At 73.2% G+C, this 14,568-nt stretch carries 18 protein-coding genes; 9 read left to right on the top strand and 9 right to left on the bottom strand.

The genetic code is table 11. The annotated features are described in order from the left end of the window. Positions 1-64 precede the first annotated feature (64 nt). Both LH044_RS04975 and LH044_RS04970 read right to left on the bottom strand, forming a co-directional pair. Entirely contained in the window at positions 65-1,009 is a 945-nt protein-coding gene (locus LH044_RS04975) for a DUF58 domain-containing protein (protein WP_227758691.1), read from the bottom strand. Further along, positions 1,006-2,196: an AAA family ATPase gene (locus tag LH044_RS04970; RefSeq protein ID WP_374210542.1), complete on the bottom strand. Its 1,191-nt coding sequence runs from the start codon at positions 2,194-2,196 to the stop codon at positions 1,006-1,008. The genes LH044_RS04975 and LH044_RS04970 overlap by 4 nt, the downstream gene beginning before the upstream one ends. A 116-nt stretch (positions 2,197-2,312) precedes the next feature. Between LH044_RS04970 and ftsY the strand changes: the two genes are divergently transcribed. Continuing rightward, positions 2,313-3,584 carry a signal recognition particle-docking protein FtsY gene (gene ftsY / locus LH044_RS04965; RefSeq protein ID WP_227758689.1) on the top strand — a complete coding sequence of 424 codons (1,272 nt, stop codon included), beginning with the start codon at positions 2,313-2,315 and terminating at the stop codon, positions 3,582-3,584. A gap of 13 nt (positions 3,585-3,597) precedes the next feature. Here ftsY and LH044_RS04960 read toward each other — a convergent pair whose 3' ends face one another. The 6 genes from LH044_RS04960 to LH044_RS04935 all read right to left on the bottom strand — a co-directional run bounded on the left by LH044_RS04960 (position 3,598) and on the right by LH044_RS04935 (position 7,954). Continuing rightward, positions 3,598-4,257 (bottom strand): TMEM175 family protein, encoded by a 660-nt coding sequence (locus LH044_RS04960; protein ID WP_227758688.1) that lies wholly within the window; start codon positions 4,255-4,257, stop codon positions 3,598-3,600. 5 nt (positions 4,258-4,262) lie between these two features. After that, positions 4,263-4,943, bottom strand: a complete 681-nt coding sequence (locus tag LH044_RS04955; RefSeq protein WP_227758687.1) for a phosphonatase-like hydrolase — start codon at positions 4,941-4,943, stop codon at positions 4,263-4,265. After that, the gene (locus LH044_RS04950) at positions 4,940-6,106 is read right to left on the bottom strand and encodes a 2-aminoethylphosphonate--pyruvate transaminase (RefSeq protein ID WP_227758686.1); all 1,167 of its coding nucleotides are present in this window, start codon (positions 6,104-6,106) and stop codon (positions 4,940-4,942) included. Before LH044_RS04950 ends, LH044_RS04955 begins: the two co-directional genes overlap by 4 nt. 75 nt (positions 6,107-6,181) lie before the next feature. Continuing rightward, positions 6,182-6,688 carry an SRPBCC family protein gene (locus LH044_RS04945; RefSeq protein WP_227758685.1) on the bottom strand — a complete coding sequence of 169 codons (507 nt, stop codon included), beginning with the start codon at positions 6,686-6,688 and terminating at the stop codon, positions 6,182-6,184. 58 nt (positions 6,689-6,746) lie between these two features. After that, on the bottom strand, positions 6,747-7,124 hold the full coding sequence (locus LH044_RS04940) for an ArsR/SmtB family transcription factor (RefSeq protein ID WP_227758684.1): 378 nt from the start codon (positions 7,122-7,124) through the stop codon (positions 6,747-6,749). A 170-nt stretch (positions 7,125-7,294) separates the two neighbouring features. Continuing rightward, the gene (locus LH044_RS04935) at positions 7,295-7,954 is read right to left on the bottom strand and encodes a DsbA family oxidoreductase (protein WP_227758683.1); all 660 of its coding nucleotides are present in this window, start codon (positions 7,952-7,954) and stop codon (positions 7,295-7,297) included. A gap of 153 nt (positions 7,955-8,107) precedes the next feature. Here LH044_RS04935 and ffh point away from each other — a divergent pair, with 153 nt between their 5' ends. The 8 genes from ffh to LH044_RS04895 all read left to right on the top strand — a co-directional run bounded on the left by ffh (position 8,108) and on the right by LH044_RS04895 (position 14,255). Further along, the gene (ffh, locus tag LH044_RS04930) at positions 8,108-9,580 is read left to right on the top strand and encodes a signal recognition particle protein (RefSeq protein ID WP_227758682.1); all 1,473 of its coding nucleotides are present in this window, start codon (positions 8,108-8,110) and stop codon (positions 9,578-9,580) included. A 197-nt stretch (positions 9,581-9,777) separates the two neighbouring features. Then, positions 9,778-10,050, top strand: a complete 273-nt coding sequence (gene rpsP, locus LH044_RS04925) for a 30S ribosomal protein S16 (protein WP_227758681.1) — start codon at positions 9,778-9,780, stop codon at positions 10,048-10,050. Continuing rightward, the gene (locus LH044_RS04920) at positions 10,047-10,364 is read left to right on the top strand and encodes a KH domain-containing protein (protein ID WP_227758680.1); all 318 of its coding nucleotides are present in this window, start codon (positions 10,047-10,049) and stop codon (positions 10,362-10,364) included. Before rpsP ends, LH044_RS04920 begins: the two co-directional genes overlap by 4 nt. 31 nt (positions 10,365-10,395) lie before the next feature. Further along, entirely contained in the window at positions 10,396-10,878 is a 483-nt protein-coding gene (rimM, locus tag LH044_RS04915; protein ID WP_227760070.1) for a ribosome maturation factor RimM, read from the top strand. Between the two features lie 14 nt (positions 10,879-10,892). After that, positions 10,893-11,636, top strand: a complete 744-nt coding sequence (trmD, locus tag LH044_RS04910; protein WP_227758679.1) for a tRNA (guanosine(37)-N1)-methyltransferase TrmD — start codon at positions 10,893-10,895, stop codon at positions 11,634-11,636. Between the two features lie 17 nt (positions 11,637-11,653). Continuing rightward, positions 11,654-13,291: an alpha/beta hydrolase family protein gene (locus tag LH044_RS04905; RefSeq protein ID WP_227758678.1), complete on the top strand. Its 1,638-nt coding sequence runs from the start codon at positions 11,654-11,656 to the stop codon at positions 13,289-13,291. Positions 13,292-13,450: 159 nt separating this feature from the next. Further along, positions 13,451-13,795 carry a 50S ribosomal protein L19 gene (gene rplS / locus LH044_RS04900; RefSeq protein WP_227758677.1) on the top strand — a complete coding sequence of 115 codons (345 nt, stop codon included), beginning with the start codon at positions 13,451-13,453 and terminating at the stop codon, positions 13,793-13,795. A gap of 79 nt (positions 13,796-13,874) precedes the next feature. Beyond that, positions 13,875-14,255 (top strand): YraN family protein, encoded by a 381-nt coding sequence (locus LH044_RS04895; protein ID WP_227758676.1) that lies wholly within the window; start codon positions 13,875-13,877, stop codon positions 14,253-14,255. Between the two features lie 28 nt (positions 14,256-14,283). Here LH044_RS04895 and LH044_RS04890 read toward each other — a convergent pair whose 3' ends face one another. Continuing rightward, positions 14,284-14,544, bottom strand: a complete 261-nt coding sequence (locus LH044_RS04890) for an Rv1322 family protein (protein WP_508619041.1) — start codon at positions 14,542-14,544, stop codon at positions 14,284-14,286. Between the last annotated feature and the right edge of the window lie 24 nt (positions 14,545-14,568).

The following is a 14,568-nucleotide window of genomic DNA, read 5'->3' as shown; positions in this document are numbered from 1 at the left end:
ACTCGCTCTGCCTCTTCGCCGTCGTCGTCGTTGTCGTCGCCCGCACGTGCGGGCATCGGCCCGGTCACCGCGGGGCCGTGGTCGCGGCCAGCTCGGCCCGGCGGCGGCGCCGGGACACGTAGCGGGCCAGGTCGAGCACCCAGTCGCCGTCGGTGCGCAGCTGCAGGTGGTCGGCGCCGGCGCCCCGGATGGCCGACGCGATGGTCGCCCGCTGGCGACCGGCCGCCTCGGCGTACCGCGCCCGGGTCCCCGGGTCGTTCGTGTTGACCTCGCGCGTGCCCCCGGTCGCGGGGTCGCTGAACTGCACCAGGCCGACGGGCGGGAGCTCGAGCTCCCGGGGGTCGACGACCTCGATGCACAGCACCTGGTGCCGCAACGCCACGGTGCCGAGTGCGGTCCGCCACTGCTCGGGGTCCTCGAGGAAGTCGGACAGGACGACGACCAGGCCACGCCGGGGGGCGATCGCGCCGGCCCGCTTCAGGGCGCCGACGAGGTCGGCGCGACCGGAGCCGTCGCCGCGGGGCGTGCCCATGATCCGCTCGAGGATCGCGAGCAGGTGCCTCCGGCCGTGCCGCGGCGGCACGGTGGCGAGCTCGTCGCCGCGCACGATCAGCGCGCCGACCCGGTTGCCGCCGCGCCCCGTGAGCAGGCCCACGCCGGCGGCCGCCGCGAGCACGAGGTCGCGCTTCTCGCAGTCGGCGGTGCCGAAGTCGAGCCGCGCCGAGCGGTCGACGACCAGCCACGCCTCGAGCTCGCGGTCGGCGATCGTCTCGCGGATGTAGGGGTCCTGCATCCGGGCGGTCACGTTCCAGTCGATGCGGCGGACGTCGTCGCCCGGCTCGTAGGCGCGCGTCTCGCCCGGCTCGGTGCCACGGCCAGGGACGAGGCCCAGGAAGTCGCCGTGCAGCATGCCGTCGAGCTTCCGGTTCACGTCGAGGGTGAGCCGGCGGAGGATCTCCTCGGCCGGGCGGTCGCCGACGAGTCCCAGGGTGCGGGAGAGCCCGGTCACTGCTGGCCGTTCCCCCACGCCGCGCCGGCGCCGGTCGCGGCCGGGGCGTTCCACGCCGCGGCGTCGGTGCCGCCGCCGTAGTAGGGGTCGCCGCCCGACTGGGCGGGGCTGAGGCGCGGGGCCGGCACGGTGCCGAGCACCCGGGCGAGGACCTGCTCCACGTCGACGTCCTGCGCCAGGGCCTCGTACGACAGGAGCATGCGGTGGCGCATGATCTCGGGCGCCACGTCGAACACGTCCTGCGGTGTGAGGTACGAGCGACCCCGCAGCAGGGCGAGGGCGCGACCGGCCCGGATGAGGCCGAGCGAGGCGCGGGGGCTGGCCCCGAGCTCGATGAAGGCGCGCAGCTCGGGCAGCCCGAAGTTCTCGGGCGTCCGGGTGCAGAGCACGAGGTTCACGGCGTACTCGAGCACGCTGCGGTCGACGAACACCTCGTCGGTCGCGGTCTGCAGCTGCTGGACCTGCTCGAGCGTGAGGGCCTGCTCGGCCGAGGGCGGGTTCGTCCCCATCCGCTGGACGATCTCGACCTCCTCGGCGGGCGACGGGTAGTCGAGCACCACCTTCATGAGGAAGCGGTCGCGCTGGGCCTCGGGGAGCGGGTACACGCCTTCCGACTCGATCGGGTTCTGGGTCGCGAGCACGAGGAACGGCTCGGGCGCCTCGAAGCGCTTGCCGCCGATCGTGACGTGGTGCTCGGCCATGACCTCGAGCAGCGCGGACTGCACCTTGGCGGGGGCGCGGTTGATCTCGTCGGCGAGGACGAAGTTGGCGAACACCGGGCCGAGCTCGACGTCGAACTGCTCGGACGAGGCCCGGTAGATCCGGGTGCCGACGAGGTCGGCGGGCAGGAGGTCGGGGGTGAACTGGATGCGGGAGAAGCTGCCGCCCACCGCGGACGCCAGCGTCTCGACCGTCAGGGTCTTGGCCAGGCCCGGGACGGACTCGAGCAGGCAGTGCCCGCCGGCGAGCAGGCAGGTCAGCACCCGCTCGATGGCCCGGTCCTGGCCGACGATGACCTTCTTGAGCTCGAACAGGAGCCGCTCGACGTCGGCGGCGGGGGTGCTCGGCGGGTGCTGCTGGTCCACTGGTGGGTCGCTCTCTTCTCGTCGTGCGGCGGTCCCGGTCGTGCGGTGGGTGGGGGCGTCGGGGGACCGCTCGTGTGCCTGGAAACGGTACGGGCTCCTCACCCGGGCGCGTGCTGCGTGCGCCGAGGATGCTGATCCACCCTTCAGCTTGCCGCGCCCGTGGCCGGACCGGGCCGGTCGGGTCGGCGGGGAGCGGCGCACTTGTAGGCTCCGGCCCGATGGAACCACTCGTGATCCTGGCCGTCATCCTCGCCGTCGTCGCCGTCCTGGCGGTCGTCGCGGGGGCGACGCTCGTGTCCCGCCGCGGCCGCGGGGAGTCGCTGGAGCCGCCGCCCGACGGTGACCTCGACGTCGTCGAGCGCCCCGGCCCGGAGGCACGGGCGCCACGGAAGCGCGCCAAGCCCGACGACCCCGGGTCGCTCTCCGAGCCCGAGGTCGAGGTCATCGAGCCCCGCGGCACGATGTTCGGCGGCACCGTCGAGATCACCGGCCCCGAGCTCACCGACGAGGAGGAGGCCGCCAACATCGCAGCGGCCGAGGCGGCCGAGGCCGAGTGGGAGACCGACCACGGCGCCGGCGTCGAGGAGCTCGTCCGCCCGTCGTTCCGCGACCGCCTCGCCCGGGCCCGCTCGGCGTTCTCGGGCTACGTCGGCTCGATCATGTCCCGCTCGACGATCGACGCCGAGACGTGGGACGACCTCGAGGAGGCGCTCATCCGCGCGGACGTCGGCATCGGCACGGCCCAGGACCTGCTCGAGTCCGTCCGCTCGACGGTCAAGGAGCGCGGCCTCACGACGCCCGACGAGCTCATCGAGGCCGTCAAGGAGGAGATGAAGGCCCGCCTGGCCGGTCCGGTCGACCTGGCGTTCGCCGACGCCCCGCCCACCGTGTGGCTCTTCGTCGGGGTGAACGGCGTCGGCAAGACCACCACGATCGGCAAGCTCGGCCGCCGGCTCGCCGACGAGGACAAGCGGGTCGTGATGGCGGCGGGCGACACGTTCCGGGCCGCCGCGGCCGAGCAGCTCTCGACGTGGGCCGAGCGCGCCGGCGCCGACATCGTCCGGGGCGCCGAGGGCGGCGATCCGAGCTCGATCATCTTCGACGCGATCGCATCGGCGTCGGCCAAGGGCGCGGACGTGGTGCTGGCCGACACCGCCGGCCGGCTCCACACGAAGAGCAACCTCATGGACGAGCTCGGCAAGGTGCGCCGCGTCGCGGACAAGGGCGACGGCACGGTGACGGAGGTGCTGCTCGTCCTCGACGCGACGACGGGCCAGAACGGCCTCCAGCAGGCGCGCCAGTTCACCGAGGCGACCGACGTGACCGGCGTCGTGCTCACCAAGCTCGACGGCTCGGCCAAGGGCGGCATCGTGTTCGCCATCCGCTCCGAGCTCGGCATCCCGATCAAGCTCGTCGGCCTCGGCGAGACCGCGGCCGACCTGGTCGACTTCGACGCCGACGAGTTCGTCGAGGCGCTGTTCTCCGCGTGAGCCCGCGGCCGGCCTACCGCCGGCCGGCGTAGCGGGCCGACCACCGTCCCGTGAGCGGACCGGTGACGAACAGCAGCGCCCAGGTCGCCCGGCCCCAGTTCGGGCTGATCAGCACCGTGACGGGGATCGACAGCAGGAACACGAGCGGCGTGTCGGCGAGGTCGATGAGCTGCGCCCGCAGCTCGCGCTCGGTCGGCTGGACGCGGTACAGGTGCTCGCGGAACGACACGACGACGAGCACCGTCGACAGGATCGACACCAGCGCGACGTTGCCGGCGTAGCAGACCGTCGCCACCGTGCCGTCGCCGCCGTCCTGGTACTCGCCGAGCCCCTCGGTGGTGAACGGCAGGAGGGCCACGAACGCCAGCATCGCCACGGCGCAGCCGACGAACCGCGAGCTCAGCGTGTCGAGCACGGCGACCAGCCGGTGGTTCGCCCACCAGTAGACCGAGATCACGAGGAACGACAGGGCGAACGACAGCAGCGACGGCCACTCGTCGCCGAGGAACCGCGACCAGCTCGCCCAGTCGGCGTCGCTCGGGTTCAGCGTGACCACGAGCAACGTCGCCGCGATGGCGAACGTGGCGTCGATGAACGCGAGCGACCGCCCGAACTCGACCTGGTCCCGGTCGAACCGCTTCGGCGGCCGGAACGGATCGGGGCGGGTCGCCACGTCGGTCAGTCGAGGTGGAGCAGCGGCGGCAGGTCCGACACCGCGTCGATGACGTGGTGCGCGCCGGCCGCCTGGAGGGTCGGGCGGTCGTGGGCACCGCTGAGCACGCCGGCGACGACGCCGGCGCCGGCGGAGAGGCCGGCGAGCACGTCGAAGGCGGTGTCGCCGACGGTGGCGACGGCCCGCACGTCGGTCGCGCCCAGGCGGAGCAGCGCGGTGAGGTTGAGGTCGGGGTAGGGGCGCCCCCGCCCGCCGACGTCGGCGGGGGAGAGGGCGAGCTCCACCAGCCCGTCCCAGCCCAGGGCGGCGAGGATGGCGTCCCGGGTGCGCGGCGCGAAGCCCGTGGTGAGCGCGACCCGCAGGCCCCGCTCCTGCAGCGCGGTGATCGTCTCGGCCGCGCCCGGCAGCGCCTCGCAGCGACCGTCGTCGACGAGGTCGGCGTAGGCGTCCTCGAACGCTGCGTTGGCGGAGCGGGCGAGCTCCTCGTCCCCCTCGAACAGCGCTCTGAACACCGTGAGCTTCGACTCGCCCATCGTGGCGAGGACGTGGTCCATCATCGCCGGGAACCGTTCGTGGTCCGGGGTGATGCCGAGCGTCCGCACGGCCTCGGTGAAGGCGGCCACGACCAGGCCGTCGTCGGCCACGGTCGTCCCGGCCATGTCCATCACCACGATCTCGGTCCTCATGCGCTCGCTGCCTCCGCGTCGTCGACGGTCCGCCGTCCCTCGAGCGGCACCGGGATCCCCATCTCCGCGAGCGCGGCCCCGATGGCGTCGACCGCGGCGGTGAGCACGTCGGGCGTGATCGCGCCGATGCAGCCGACGCGGAACGTCTCCTCGGTCGTGAGCTTCCCCGGGTAGAGGATGAAGCCGCGCGCCCGGACGAGTTCGTACAGCTCGTCGAAGGACCAGGCCGGGTGCTCGGGGGCGTGGAACGTGTGGATGATCGGCGTCCGCAGCGCCTCGTCGAGGTACTGGCGGAACCCGAGCGCGGCCATGCCGGCGCTGAGCGCGGCGCTGTTCGCCGAGTACCGCTCGTGGCGGGCCGGCCCACCGCCCTCCTCGTCGTACTGGACGAGCGCCTCGCGCAGCGCGGCGACGACGTGCGTCGGTGGGGTGTAGCGCCACTGGCCGGTGCGGTCCATGTACGTGCGCTGGTCGACGAGGTCGAGCGACAGCGAGTCGGAGTTGCCCGCACTCGCGACGAGCACCTCGGGGGGCAGCAGGACGAAGCCCATGCCGGGGAGGCCCTCGAGGCACTTCCCGGACGCCGCCACGACCGCGTCGACCGCCGGGTGGTCGACCGCGGCGTCGAGCACGCCGAACGAGCTCATGGCGTCGACGACGAGCCGGCGCCCGGCGGCGAGCGCCACGTCGGCCAGGGCGTGGACGGGGTTGAGGAGCCCGGTCGAGGTCTCGCAGTGCACGACCGCCACGTGCGTCGCCGCCGGGTACCGGTCGAGGACGGCAGCCAGCTCGGCGACCTCGGGCGCCCGGTCCCAGTCGCACTCGAGGACCACGACGGAGCGGCCGGCCTGCTCGGCCATCGTCGCGATGCGGCGGCCGTAGGCGCCGTTGACGACCACGACGACGGTGCCGCCGTGGGGGACCAGGGTCCGCACGGCGGCCTCGACGGCGAACGTCCCCGATCCCTGCAGCGGGACGCAGACCAGCTCGCGGGTCGCGCCCGAGGCGGCCAGCAGCCGGCGGCACACGTCGGCGGTGAGGTCGTTGAAGTCCCGGTCCCAGGAGCCGAGGTCCACGGTGGCCGCCCGGCGGGTGCGCTCGGTGGTGGTGAGCGGCCCCGGCGTCAGCAGGACGGGCGGGGCGGCACCTTCCGTTCCGGACACGGGCGACAGGGTAGACGCCGTCGGGGCGGCCGCTGCCACCCCGACGGCGTCCCATCGCCGCCGTCCGCGGACCGCTCAGCCGGCGGCGAGCCCGGCGAGGTACCGGTCGAGGCGGACGAAGCTCGAGGTCATGCCCTCGCGCGACTCGGCGGAGCGGAACATCGCCGGGACGTTCTCCTGGATCGACACCGAGCGCGTGCGCCCGTCGCCCATGTCCTCGAACCGCATCGTGGTCCGGAACTCGACGCCGGCCACGTCCTCGGCGAACGCCAGCTCGCGCGGAGGGTCGATCACGGTGAACCGGCCCCGAGACGGGTACTGCTCGCCCGACTGGTCGTCGACCATGATCGTCTCGAAGAGCCCGCCGATGCGCAGGTCGACGGTGATGTTCTCGAGCGGCGTCGTCGTGCCCTCGGGTCCCCAGAAGCCGGCGAGGTGCTCGGGCGTGGTGAGGCACTCGAAGAGCAGCTCCGGCGGTGCCTCGTAGACGCGGGTGAAGGTGATCGTCGCGAGGTCGGTGTCGGGGTCGACGACGGTCTCGATGTGGGTGCCGTTGATCTCGTGGGTCTCGGTGGTGGTCATGTCGGTGCCTTTCGTCCCCCGGTCGTCGCCGGGTGGTGTCGGTCGGTGGTGGTGCGGGTCAGCGCTCGGGTGGCCCGTCGGCGGCCGGTCCGTCCGGACCCCCCTCCGCCGCTGTGGCGGTGAGCGTCCGGAGGTGCTGGTCGAGCCGGTCGAAGCGGCCGGCCCAGGTGCGCCGGTGCTCCGCGATCCAGTCGACCGCGCCGTCGAGCGGTGCCGTCTCGAGCCGGCACGGCCGGTACTGGGCGTCCCGACCCCGGCTGATGAGCCCGGCGCGCTCCAGCACCTTCAGGTGCTTCGAGACCGCCTGGAGGCTCACGTCGAAGGGCTCGGCCAGCTCGTTGACCGTGGCCTCGCCCTTCGACAACCGGGCGAGGATCGCCCGCCGGATCGGGTCGGCCAGGGCGGCGAACGTGAGGCTGAGCTGGTCGTCGGCCACGTCGCACCTCCTCCGTCCGTCGATCCGTCTGCCGTGTCGGGTCCCTGATCGACCGCTGCGTCCTCCAAGGCATCGTCCCTCGGAGCATTCAACTCAACGGTTGATCAACTGACAGGTTGAATATGCACCCGCGTCGACACCACGTCAAGGGGGATGTCGGGAACGCCCGCTCAGGCGGGGGTGGCAGCGACCTTCTCGAGCACCCGGAGGAAGGTCTCGACCTCCTGGGCGCCGGGCACCAGCACGCGGTCGTCGATGACGACGGCCGGCACCCCGGTGATGTCGCGCGTCCGGGCACCGGACTCCTCGGTCCGGACCTCGTCGGCGAAGGCACCCGATGCGAGCACCTCGGCCGCGACGTCGCGGTCGAGCCCGGCGCCCTCGGCCAGGTCGGCGAGCACGTCGTGGTCCGAGACGTCGGCGCCGTCGGTGAAGTAGGCGTGGAAGATCCGCTCCACCAGGCGGTCCTGCGGGCTGCCCTCGCCGTCGTCGGGCTCGACGGTCGCAGCCCAGGCGACGAGCCGGTGGGCGTCGAAGGTGTTGACGCGCTGGGCGATGTCGAACCGGTAGTCGATGCCCTCGGGCCCGCCGAGCGAGACGAGCCGTCCGGTCATGGCGTCGAACGACCCGGCGCCGTACTTCTTCTCGAGCGCCGGTCGCAGCTCCTGCGGCTCGGGCGGCGCGCCCGGATCGAGCTCGAACGCCCGCCAGCGCACGGTGACCGGCTGGTCGGGGTGGGCCTCGGCGAAGCGGTCGAGGGCGGCGCCCAGGCGTCGGGAGCCCAGGTAGCACCAGGGGCAGACCATGTCGGACCAGATGTCGATGTGCACGACCCCTGCAACGCCGCGGGCGCCACGATGTTCCCCCTCGCCGTTCCCCCTCGCCCTCTGCCCGTCGCCATCGGTGCCGACCCGGGCGGCCCGCCCGAGGTCACGGTCCGGCGTTGCCGGCCGGTCGGGTGGGACCGGTAGCGTTGGCTCCCGATGTTCGAGTCACTGTCCGACCGCTTCGACGGCATCTTCACCCGGCTCCGCGGCAAGGGCCGCCTGTCCGAGGCCGACGTCGACGAGGTCCTCCGGGAGATCCGCCTCGCCCTGCTCGAGGCGGACGTCAACCTCACCGTGGTCCGGTCGATGCTGGCCCGCATCCGCGAGCGTGCGGTCGGCGAGGACCTGTCGCAGGCGCTGAACCCCGCGCTGCAGGTCAAGAAGATCGTCCTCGAGGAGCTCACCGAGACCCTCGGTGGCGAGACGCTCCGGATCACCTATGCGTCGAAGCCCCCCACGATCGTGCTGATGGCCGGCCTGCAGGGCTCCGGCAAGACGACCAACTCCGCCAAGCTCGCCCGCTGGTTCAAGGCGCAGGGCCGCAACCCGATCCTGGTCGGCGCCGACCTCCAGCGACCGGCTGCCGTCCAGCAGCTGCGCACCCTGGGCGCCCAGATCGACGTGCCGGTGTGGTCCGCCGAGGACGACGTCGTGGCCTCGGGCCAGGGCGACCCGGTCGCCGTCGCGCAGGGGGCGGTCGAGGAGGCCCGGCGCCGCGGCCGCGACGTGCTCATCGTCGACACCGCCGGCCGCCTCGCGATCGACGCCGAGATGATGGAGCAGGTCCGGCAGATCTCGGACTCGCTCGACCCCGACTACACGTTCCTCGTCGTCGACGCGATGACCGGCCAGGACGCCGTCACCGTCGCCGAGTCGTTCCACCAGACGCTCGAGCTCGACGCCGTCATCCTGACCAAGCTCGACGGCGACGCCCGCGGCGGCGCCGCGCTGTCGGTCAAGGAGGTGGTCGGCCGCCCGATCGCCTTCGCATCGACCGGCGAGAAGCTCGAGGACTTCGACCTCTTCCACCCCGACCGCCTCGCCGGCCGGATCCTGGGCGAGGGCGACCTCGCGACCCTGATCGAGAAGGCGGAGTCCGCCTTCGAGCAGGAGGAGGCCGAGGCCGCGGCCTCCAGGCTCCTCGACGGCACCTTCACGCTCGACGACTTCCTCGACCAGATGCAGGCCCTCAAGAAGATGGGTCCGCTCTCCGGCGTCATGTCGATGCTGCCCGGCGTGCCCAAGGAGGTGCGCGACGTCGAGATCGACGACCGCCAGATCGCCCACGTCGAGGCGATCATCAAGTCGATGACGCCCGCCGAGCGAGTCGAGCCCGACGTGATCGACGGCTCCCGCCGCACCCGCATCGCCAAGGGTTCGGGCACCTCGCCGACCGAGGTCACCCAGCTCATCACCCAGTTCAAGCAGATGCGCCAGATGATGAAGGAGATGGGCAAGACCCCTCGGCGCCGCAAGGGCAAGAAGGGCGGCGGCAAGAAGGCGAAGAAGGGCGGGCGCGTGACCGCCAAGGGGCCGGCGAAGGTCAACAGGGCCGCCTTCGCCCTGCCGACGCTCGAGGAGATGGAGTCCCAGCTGCCCAAGGGCGGCGGGTTCCCGAAGCTGTCCTGATCCCGCCGACGCCCCGGCGCCGGCCGGTCGGGCGGGGGAGCTTGCCTCCGCCGCTCCGGGCGACCATCATGGACGGCTGCCCTGCGACCGGGCCGCGCCGCGTGCTGCACGCACCCCGCGGAGCCGACCAGGACGACGCTCGCATCAGACGGTCCTGCTCCGGACAGGACCCAGACCACAACAAGAAGGACCAACCCGTGGCCGTTCGACTCCGCCTCATGCGGATGGGCAAGAAGAAGCAGCCCACCTACCGCATCGTCGCCGCCGACTCCCGTTCCCCGCGCGACGGCCGGTTCATCGAGGTCGTGGGCACCTACGACCCCCGGCGTGAGCCGTCCGCCGTCACCGTCGACAACGAGAAGGCCGTCGACTGGCTCCAGAAGGGCGCGCAGCCCTCGGAGCGGGTGCAGAAGCTGCTCCAGATCTCGGGCGCCTGGGACGAGTTCCAGTCCGCGAAGGCCAAGAAGTGACCGACGAGCAGGTCGACGCCGCGACCGACGAGGTCGAGGTCGAGGTGGAGCTCGACGAGGACGACGAGCCCCGTCCCGAGCACGCTGCGGCGGTGCTCGAGCACATCGCCAGGTCGCTCGTCGACGTCCCGGACGAGGTCCGCGTGGACATCGACGAGAAGGGCCGTCGCCCGCAGGTCAACCTGCGCGTCGCCGACGGCGACATGGGCCGCATCATCGGCAAGCGCGGCCGCATGGCGAACGCGATCCGCACGGTCACCCGCGCCGCCGCCGCCCACGACGGCGTCGAGGTCGACGTCGAGTTCCTCGACTGAGTCGGGGAGCGCTCGCACTGGACCCGGCACCCTGACCGAGGCCGGACCCCTCCTCGAGATCGGCCGCATCGCCAAGGCGCACGGGCTGAACGGCGAGGTCAACGTCGCGCTCGTCTCGAACCGGGACGAGCGCCTCGCCCCCGGCTCCGTGCTGAGCACCGACGCCGGCGACCTCGAGGTCGCGTCGTCGCGACGCCACGGCGACCGCTGGCTCGTGCGCTTCGCCGGCCACGACGACCGCACCGCCGCCGAGGCGCTCCGCGGGCTCGTGCTGCGCGCCGAGCCGCTCGACGACCCCGACGAGCTCTGGGTCCACGAGCTGGTCGGCTGCCGGGTCGTGAGCGCCGACGGCGTCGACCGGGGCGAGGTCACCGCGGTCCAGGAGAACCCCGCCGCTGACCTGCTCGTCCTCGACTCGGGTGCCCTCGTGCCCGTCGTGTTCGTCGTGGACGGCCCGGCCGACGGGGTGGTGCACGTCGAGGTGCCCGACGGCCTCTTCGAGCTCGGGTCCTGACGGCGGGACGCGCCGTGCGCATCGACGTCATCACGATCTTCCCGGCGATGGTGCGGGACTTCGCCGGGCAGAGCCTGCTGGGCAAGGCCCGGGAGCGGGGCCTGCTCGACGTGCGGGTCCACGACCTCCGCGACGCGACCACCGACGTGCACCGGACCGTCGACGACGCGCCGTTCGGCGGGGGCGCCGGCATGGTGCTGACGCCCGGCCCGGTGTTCGACACCGTCGAGCGCGAGCGGCCGCCCCGGCCGCTGTTCCTGCTCGGGCCCGGTGGCCGGACGCTCGACCAGCCCTTCGCCCGGGAGCTCGCCGCGCTGGACGGCTTCTCGCTGCTGTGCGGGCGCTACGAGGGCGTCGACGACCGCGTCCGGACGCACCTGGTCGACGGCGAGCTCTCGGTGGGCGACGTCGTGCTCGCCGGCGGCGAGGTGGCGGCGATGGTCGTGCTCGAGGCGGTCGGGAGGCTCGTGCCCGGCGTGATGGGCAACGACACCTCGGCGGACGAGGAGTCGTTCTCCGAGGGGTTGCTCGAGCACCCGCAGTACACCCGGCCGGCGGAGTTCCGCAGCTGGGAGGTGCCCGCCGTGCTGCGATCCGGTGACCACGGGCGCGTGGCGCGGTGGCGACGGGCCGCCGCGCTGGCCCGGACCCTCGAGCACCGGCCCGACCTGATCGAGGCGCGCGGGGGGATGACAGACGAGGAGCGCCGGCTCCTGGCAGAGTTCACCTCCGACCCGGACGGGTCGGGGGGATCGTGATGGGAGCAGGGGCAACGGTGGGACGACGACGCGTGATCGGGATCGCCGTGGTGGCGGCGGTCCTCGCAGTGGCGGGGGCGTGCTCGTCCTCCGACGACGAGGCGGGTGGCGCGCCGGACGAGGCGACGACCACGACGACGAGCGAACCGGCGACCTGCGAGCCCGAGGCCGTCGAGGTCGCGTCGGCGCCCGTGCCCGGCTCGACGAGCGACGTCGACGTCACCTCGTTCGACGGCACGACGATCCGGGCCCACTGGTTCCCGGTCGAGGGCGCGACCGGACCGAGCCCGACGGTCCTCATGGGGCCGGGCTGGGGGATGGCCGGCGACACCGACGTGGACGCCGTCGGCGTCCTCGGCGCGGTCAACATCGCGACCCTGCGCGGCGCCGGCTACAACGTCCTCACCTGGGACCCGCGCGGCTTCGGCGAGTCCGGCGGCTCGGCCCAGGTCGACTCCGCAGACTTCGAGGGCCGCGACGTGCAGCAGCTCCTGTCCTGGGTGGCGGCTCGACCCGAGGCGCAGCTCGACGCCACCGGCGACCCCGCCGTGGGCATGGTCGGCGGGTCCTACGGCGGCGGCATCCAGCTCGTCACCGCGGCGATCGACTGCCGCGTCGACGCGATCGTGCCGATCATCGCGTGGCACTCGCTCGGCACGTCGCTCTACAAGGACGACACCTACAAGCAGGGCTGGGCCCAGATCCTCAGCGCGGTGGCGTCGCGGGCGACCCTCGACCCCATCATCACGCAGGCCAACCAGCAGGGCCTGGTCAACGGCGTGCTCACCGACGAGCAGAAGGAGTGGTTCCTCGACCGCGGGCCGGCGGACGCGGTCGCCGGCATCGACGCGCCCACGATGGTCGTCGGCGGCACCGTCGACACGCTCTTCACGCTCGACGAGGACGTCACCAACTACCGGATGCTGCGCGACGCGGACACCCCGGTCTCGATGTACTGGTTCTGCGGCGGCCACGGCACCTGCCTGACCGAGAAGGGCGACCCGCAGCGGATGGTCGACCGCATGGTCCAGTGGCTCGACCGCTACGTGAAGCGCGACGAGTCGGTCGACACCGGGCCGCGCTTCGACTTCCTCGACCAGGACGGCGCCCGCTACGTCGGCGACGACTACCCGCTGCCCGCAGGCGAGCCGATCACGGCCGAGGGCTCCGGCACGCTCGAGCTCGCCGTCGGCGGTGGGTCCGGCCCCGCGACCGTCCCCGCCGGCAAGGAGGACGTCCTGTCGGGCGTCGCGGGCGACATCATCCCGTCGCCGGCCGCCCGCTCCGTCGAGGTGCCGATCCCGGTCGACCGCGAGGCGATGGTGCTCGGCGCCCCCGAGCTGACGCTGACGTACCGGGGGAGCGTCGCCGAGGGCGACCGGCCCACCCGCCTGTTCGCCCAGCTCGTCGACCGGACCAGCGGGCTGGTGGTCGGCAACCAGATCACCCCGATCCCGGTGACGCTCGACGGCCAGGAGCACGAGGTCGAGGTCCCGCTCGAGGTCGTGGCCCACAAGGTGACGCCGGAGTCGGACCTGGTGCTGCAGGTGGTGGCCACCACGACGCTGTACGGCGTGCCCCGCCTGGGCGGCACCGTGGACCTCACCACGATCGACGTCAGCCTGCCGACCGTCACCGGGTACCGCCCCGCCTGAGCGGCGGGGAGCGGGTCGGTTTCATCCGCCCGCTGCGAGCCACTATCATCGACCCGCTGTGCGCCAGGGTCGCGGGACGTGGTCCCACCCGGCCTCGCAACCGAACCCCTGCTCGTGCAACACCGCGGGCCCACGACGGCGCCCGCCAGGAGATCTCCCATGAAGACCACCGACGTCATCGACCAGGCCAGCCTCCGCACCGACATCCCCGACTTCGCCCCCGGCGACACGCTGAAGGTGCACGTGAAGGTCATCGAGGGCAACAAGGAGCGCGTGCAGGTGTTCCAGGGGGCCGTCATCGCCCGCCAGGGCGGGGGCCTGCAGGAGACCTTCACGGTCCGCAAGCTCTCGTACGGCGTCGGCGTCGAGCGGACGTTCCCGCTGCACTCGCCGATCATCGACAAGATCGAGGTCCACTCGCGGGGCGACGTGCGCCGGGCGAAGCTGTACTACGTGCGCGACCGCGTCGGGAAGGCCGCGAAGATCAAGGAGAAGCGCGACTGACGGTCGCGCCCCCGCACTTCCCCTGAGCGTCGCCGGCCCGTCCGGCGTGACGACCGCCGGTCCGCCGGCGAGGGGGACCATGTCGGACGAGCAGCCGCGACCGCGGCGCTACGACCACCGCCGGCTCGGCGAGTACGGCGAGGACCGCGCCCAGGCCTGGTACCTGGCGCGGGGCTACCTGCTCTACGACCGCAACTGGCGCTGCCCCGACGGCGAGCTCGACCTCGTGCTCGGGCTCGTCGACGGCGCGGCGCACACCGTCGTCTTCTGCGAGGTGAAGACGCGCTCGACGCACCGGTTCGGTTCGCCGTTCGAAGCGGTCGGTCGCGACAAGCAGCGGCGTCTCCGTCGGCTCGCGCTGCGGTGGCTCGACGCGCACGACGTGCGGGCGCGGCACCTGCGCTTCGACGTCGTCGCCGTGACGAGCGGCCGGGTCGAGGTGCTCGAGGACGCGTTCTAGCGGCGCCCGCCGGGGCGTCGGAGGGGCGTCAGCGCCGGGGCGCCCGCGTCAGCCGCCGCTCCCAGCAGCCCCGGTGCCAGTGGCGCCGGAGGTCGGGCGCGTCGCGGGGCACGGCCACGATGTGGCCGGTCCCGGGCGGGATGTCGCGGTTGCAGCCGGGGCAGACGTACCCCTTGGTCGCCTCGTACGGCTGGATGCGGCGCACCTCGCAGTCGGCGGTGGCGGTGTAGTCGCGCACGTCGGCTCCGTCGTCGCTCGGGTGGGGCGCGCTCAGCCGAGGAAGGCCCAGGCGAGCACGCCCAGCGCCACCAGG

The organism is Dermatobacter hominis (genome assembly GCF_020715685.1).
GTDB lineage: Bacteria > Actinomycetota > Acidimicrobiia > Acidimicrobiales > Microtrichaceae > Dermatobacter > Dermatobacter hominis.
Note: the sequence above shows the minus strand (reverse complement) of the source record. Positions and strands in the feature narration are given on the sequence as shown.

Bases quoted from the DNA above. Each gene is read 5' to 3' on its own strand.
- LH044_RS04955 (WP_227758687.1), bottom strand. From the start codon at position 4,943: ATGAGGACCGAGATCGTGGTGATGGACATGGCCGGGACGACCGTGGCC.
- LH044_RS04945 (WP_227758685.1), bottom strand. From the start codon at position 6,688: ATGACCACCACCGAGACCCACGAGATCAACGGCACCCACATCGAGACC.
- LH044_RS04895 (WP_227758676.1), top strand. From the start codon at position 13,875: ATGTCGGACGAGCAGCCGCGACCGCGGCGCTACGACCACCGCCGGCTC.
- rplS (WP_227758677.1), top strand. From the start codon at position 13,451: ATGAAGACCACCGACGTCATCGACCAGGCCAGCCTCCGCACCGACATC.
- ffh (WP_227758682.1), top strand. From the start codon at position 8,108: ATGTTCGAGTCACTGTCCGACCGCTTCGACGGCATCTTCACCCGGCTC.
- ftsY (WP_227758689.1), top strand. From the start codon at position 2,313: ATGGAACCACTCGTGATCCTGGCCGTCATCCTCGCCGTCGTCGCCGTC.